Genomic DNA, 4,352 nt, shown 5'->3' on the forward strand with positions numbered 1-4,352 from the left:
CTTGAACTGATTGGGCACCTCCACACGGATTACCCGCTTGCCACAGGGAGACTGGTCGGCCCCAACGGGAACCTGGCAGGTGGGGCTTTCATAGTGCGCCAACCAGGCCCGGTAATGATCCTCGGTTACCAGGCATTTGCGTGCCGCAAAGGCGATCGGGTTTTCCATGTAGCTGGCCACCTGGTCCGCGGCAATGGAAATGTGCCCCGCTCCAGGGTGAAAGGCGATAAAGCTCAGCCCCAGCTCTTCCAGCTTCTCCAGGGTCTTCTGGGCCCCGCTGTTCGCATCTTTCGCCTTATTGCGTTTTTGTTCGGCAATTTCCCCACGGAGCTGGCCAATCAGGTCATCGCGGGTCAGTACATCCATTTCCAGTGCGTGCAGCTGCTCGGACATCTTCGCCCGCTCTTCCTCCAGCCGCTGCTCCAGCGCCAGTTTGTACTGCTCCGTCAGCACCTCCATTTCGCTTCCCTGGTGCTCACTGCGGCGGCTCTGCTCTTCCAGACTCTGATTCAGGGACAATAACTGCCCTTTCAGGGATTCATTCTGCTCCCGCAAGGCGCCATTCTGGGATTTGATCGCCTTGAACTGGCCCATCACCTTTTCCAGCTGGGCATTGAGGATTTCTTCTTTCTGCTGAGCCGCATAGCGCACCTTGGCGGCATCTTCAGACTGGGTGTTTTCCAGGGTCTGCACCCGCAGGCGCAGCTCTTTGATAATGCGTGCCAGGCGAACACGCTCCTGATCCGCTTTCTTTTGCGACTCATCGGCTTCCGGTGCGATTGTAGGAGCAGAGGATCCCACCACTGGCGGTGCAGCGGCATCCATCTCATCATCCATTTCCAGGCCCATTTTCGGGCCTCGCTCACGAATGGAATCACGGATCGCGATAAAATCATTGGCACCGGGCTTCATTCCCGGGTCCCACATCTGGTCCTGATGCCAGGCCACCGGGCACTGACTACGGCAAGCAAGACGAATCGGGCCTGCGCCCATGTCCGGACCCTGGCCTGCGTGTTCCGCCAGATGACGCAACGGCACATTCCAGGTGGTATCGGCCATACCGTCTTCATCGAAATCAATGGTGAACAATACCAGCGAGCGCACTCGTAACTGGCCATTCACCAGGCAATAGGCTCCGCGCACCTCTTTGTCTGCAAACTCCGGAACCCCCACCATCCCATCAAGAATGGCTTCGAAATCCGCGTAGAGCATGCTTTTGGAAATACCCCGATGATCAAAAAACAGGATTGCTTCCGAGGTAACAGAGGATGCAGCCATGGTGCCGGTCCTTCCCTTGAAATTATTTTATAGGCGGCCGCCGCAGGCAGATGCGTCGCACATCGCGTCACTCCCAAAAGTGACACCCACAGTCGCGGCGCTGCCAATTATAGTCAGGCCTTATGGAAAGAGTGTGACCTGAAAGGCAGTTAAACAAAAGTCACGCCAATAGCTTGCGTCAGACAACGCCATCAGAACAGTACCGGGGTCACGTTGCGGCAGAAAAGGCAGACAGAAATGAGGCGGGATGGACGGAGGGGCAACCAAAGAGGGGCAGAGAACGGCGAAGGATTACAACTCCTCGCCGTCATCTGCCCAATCATCATCTTCCAGCCACTCTTCCAGGCTTTCCATCAGCAGCTTTTCTTCCAGACGCTCTTCCAGATAATCATCCATTGTCTTTTTCCTTCTATCGTTTCACATGTTGTCCGTGAAATTAGACAGAAAGAAAGTGACAAGTTCATGAAAGGTAACGCCAGATGCCTGACGCAGGATGCCTGACAAAGAAAAACCGGGAGCACGCAAGGACAAAGGCAAGAACTAACAACGCAGGAACAGCGACCGTTTTGCGTCAAACATCAGGCATTTGGCATCAAGCGTGCCGTTTTCAGCGTTTTTCACACACAAAAAAGGCCCTCCCGAAGGAGAGCCTTTCTTGCTGAATAGTGGCGGAGCGGACGGGACTCGAACCCGCGACCCCCGGCGTGACAGGCCGGTATTCTAACCAACTGAACTACCGCTCCACTTATCCCTTTCGGAATTCTTTCACTTGCTAAATATGGTGGGTGATGACGGGATCGAACCGCCGACCCTCTGCTTGTAAGGCAGATGCTCTCCCAGCTGAGCTAATCACCCTTGTTCGCGCTGCGAAGTGGGCGCCATTTTAGGGATTGGGCCGGGGGTGTCAACGGCTTTTTTTCAGAAAGCCGTTCGTTTGCCTAGAAAATGGGCGATACGCCTAAAACTTGGACAAAACAGCCACAAAACCGGCGAAAATGGCACCGATCCATGCAGAGCACCACAGACGATCTACCCTGCCTCCAGCGCCTCAATTCTCGCTTTTGCCTCTTCCAGAGTGAATTTTCCCGGCAGAGACTGCCCATTCGGCCTGGCAATCAGATAATGATGCACATCCAGCGCCCAGGTCTGTCGGTTCAGCTCGCCCTCCTCGATGATGGAGTAACCGGTTTCCCCCCAGGCTATGGCATTACCAATCATGGTGCGGACTCACCAATGACCCGGGCCAGCATGATATCGGCCAGGTCATCCAGGCTCAGCGACCCTTCACGGTCAAACCAGTTTGGGGCCCAGCCAGTCATCCCCGTCAGCAGGCGACGCATAATGAAAGGGTCCGTGGTGAATTCGCCCTGATCGTGCAATTCCGACAATACATCCAGCCACAGCTGCTCATAAATACCGCGTAATTTGAGCGCTCGAGCCTGCTTGTCTGCACTCAGACAGCGCCATTCGGTGACCATCACGGTCATCGCCTCGGCCGTATCTCCCACAATGGATTGCAGCTCCGCCCGAATCAGTGCCCGCAACTTGTCCTTTCCGGTCGCATGGGCCGCCACCGCCTGACGCAGCCGCTCGGTATTGAAGTGAATCACCTCCTCCATCACCGCATAGAGGATATCCTCCTTGGTCTTGAAGTGATGAAAGATGGAACCGCTTTGAATTCCCACCGACGCCGCAATATCACGGACCGTGGTGCGGTCGAACCCCTTATCCCGAAACAGGTGAGCCGCGGCACTGAGCAGACGCCCGCGGGGAGAATCATCGATTCCATTAATTGCCAGTGACTCAGCCATTGCTATCCTCTTTTTTGTATAGGGGCATTATCCCGACTCCGGTCTGCAAGCTGCAAGGGCAGCGCCACCACCCTGCTCCGATAAAACTGTAGGAGCTTGCTTGCAAGCGAACCGAGCCCAAGCGAGGAAATCGGTGACGTTTCCTTTCATGCTTTCAAAAAAACGTCCAAGAAATCTGGAATGCCAGATTGCTCCGACGTCAAGCCCGGAGATATGCCTCGATTGAGGCTGTGCTGACGCACGGTTCGCTTGCAAGCAAGCTCCTACAGCGGCATTCGAATAAATGCGCCGTCGACCCTCCAGGCCCTTTACAAACCAAGCGCTTGCTTGGTAGCTTACGAGACCATGAATTCACACGCAAATGGAGCCACCATGTCAGAGCCTGTTCGCATCGGCTGTGCCGCCGGATTCTGGGGCGATACCAACAGTGCTGCCTTCCAGTTGGTTCACCAGACCAAGCTGGACTACCTGGTGTTCGACTACCTGGCCGAAGTCACCCTGTCGATCATGGCCGGGGCGCGGATGAAAGACCCCAACGCCGGCTATGCCCATGACTTTGTCACCAATGTGATGGCCCCTCTCGCCAAGGACATCAAGGCGAAAAACATCAAGGTGATTAGCAACGCCGGGGGCGTGAACCCCCGTGCCTGCCGCGATGCCCTGCAAAAAGCGTTTACGGCCGCCGGCGTGGAAATGAAGATCGCCCTGGTAGAAGGGGACGACCTGAATACACGCCGCAACGATTTTGCCGATGTAACCGAACTGGACAGCGGCGCCCCCCTGCCCCCCATGACGGTCACCATGAACGCCTACCTGGGCGCCCTGCCCATCAAAGCGGCACTGGATGCCGGCGCAGACATCGTACTCACCGGGCGCATTGCCGACTCCGCTGTGGTGCTGGGCCCGCTGATGCATGAGTTCGACTGGTCCGCCGAGGATTACGACAAGCTGGCCCAGGGGTCGCTGGCCGGGCACGTGATCGAATGCGGCGCCCAATGCACCGGCGGCAACTTCACCGACTGGCGCGACGTGCCGGACTTCCACAAGATGGGTTTCCCGGTGGCCGAATGCCATGCGGATGGCCACTTTGTGATCACCAAGCCTGACAACACCGGTGGTTTGGTCACCTGCGCCACCGTGGGCGAGCAGATCGTGTACGAAATTGGCGACCCCCGAGCCTATTTGCTGCCGGACGTGGTGTGCGATTTTACCCAGGTGACACTGGAACAGGTCGGCGAGCATCGAGTCAGCGTCTCCGGCGCC

Annotated in this window: 4 protein-coding genes and 2 tRNA genes; 1 reads left to right on the top strand and 5 read right to left on the bottom strand. The window is 56.7% G+C overall.

What is annotated here, in order from left to right; genetic code table 11:
• From A3754_RS18145 to A3754_RS18165, 5 genes are all read right to left on the bottom strand, one after another.
• Positions 1 to 1,278 (bottom strand): hypothetical protein (locus A3754_RS18145; RefSeq protein WP_063520822.1); only part of this gene is annotated, 1,278 nt, incomplete at its 3' end.
• Positions 1,279 to 1,944: 666 nt separating this feature from the next.
• Positions 1,945 to 2,021, bottom strand: a tRNA-Asp gene (locus A3754_RS18150).
• Positions 2,022 to 2,057: 36 nt separating this feature from the next.
• Positions 2,058 to 2,133, bottom strand: a tRNA-Val gene (locus A3754_RS18155).
• A 174-nt stretch (positions 2,134 to 2,307) separates the two neighbouring features.
• The gene (locus A3754_RS18160) at positions 2,308 to 2,496 is read right to left on the bottom strand and encodes a hypothetical protein (RefSeq protein ID WP_063520823.1); all 189 of its coding nucleotides are present in this window, start codon (positions 2,494 to 2,496) and stop codon (positions 2,308 to 2,310) included.
• Complete coding sequence (locus A3754_RS18165) at positions 2,493 to 3,089, bottom strand: TetR/AcrR family transcriptional regulator (RefSeq protein ID WP_063520824.1); 597 nt, start codon at positions 3,087 to 3,089, stop codon at positions 2,493 to 2,495. Before A3754_RS18165 ends, A3754_RS18160 begins: the two co-directional genes overlap by 4 nt.
• Before the next feature lie 372 nt (positions 3,090 to 3,461).
• Between A3754_RS18165 and A3754_RS18170 the strand changes: the two genes are divergently transcribed.
• The coding region (locus A3754_RS18170) for an acyclic terpene utilization AtuA family protein (RefSeq protein WP_156497070.1) at positions 3,462 to 4,352 on the top strand (891 nt) is incomplete at its 3' end.

It is taken from the genome of Alcanivorax sp. HI0083, assembly GCF_001635175.1.

What these genes read in the sequence shown, in the direction of transcription:
- A3754_RS18160 (WP_063520823.1), bottom strand. Translation starts at nt 2,496, where the DNA reads ATGATTGGTAATGCCATAGCCTGGGGGGAAACCGGTTACTCCATCATC.
- A3754_RS18165 (WP_063520824.1), bottom strand. Translation starts at nt 3,089, where the DNA reads ATGGCTGAGTCACTGGCAATTAATGGAATCGATGATTCTCCCCGCGGG.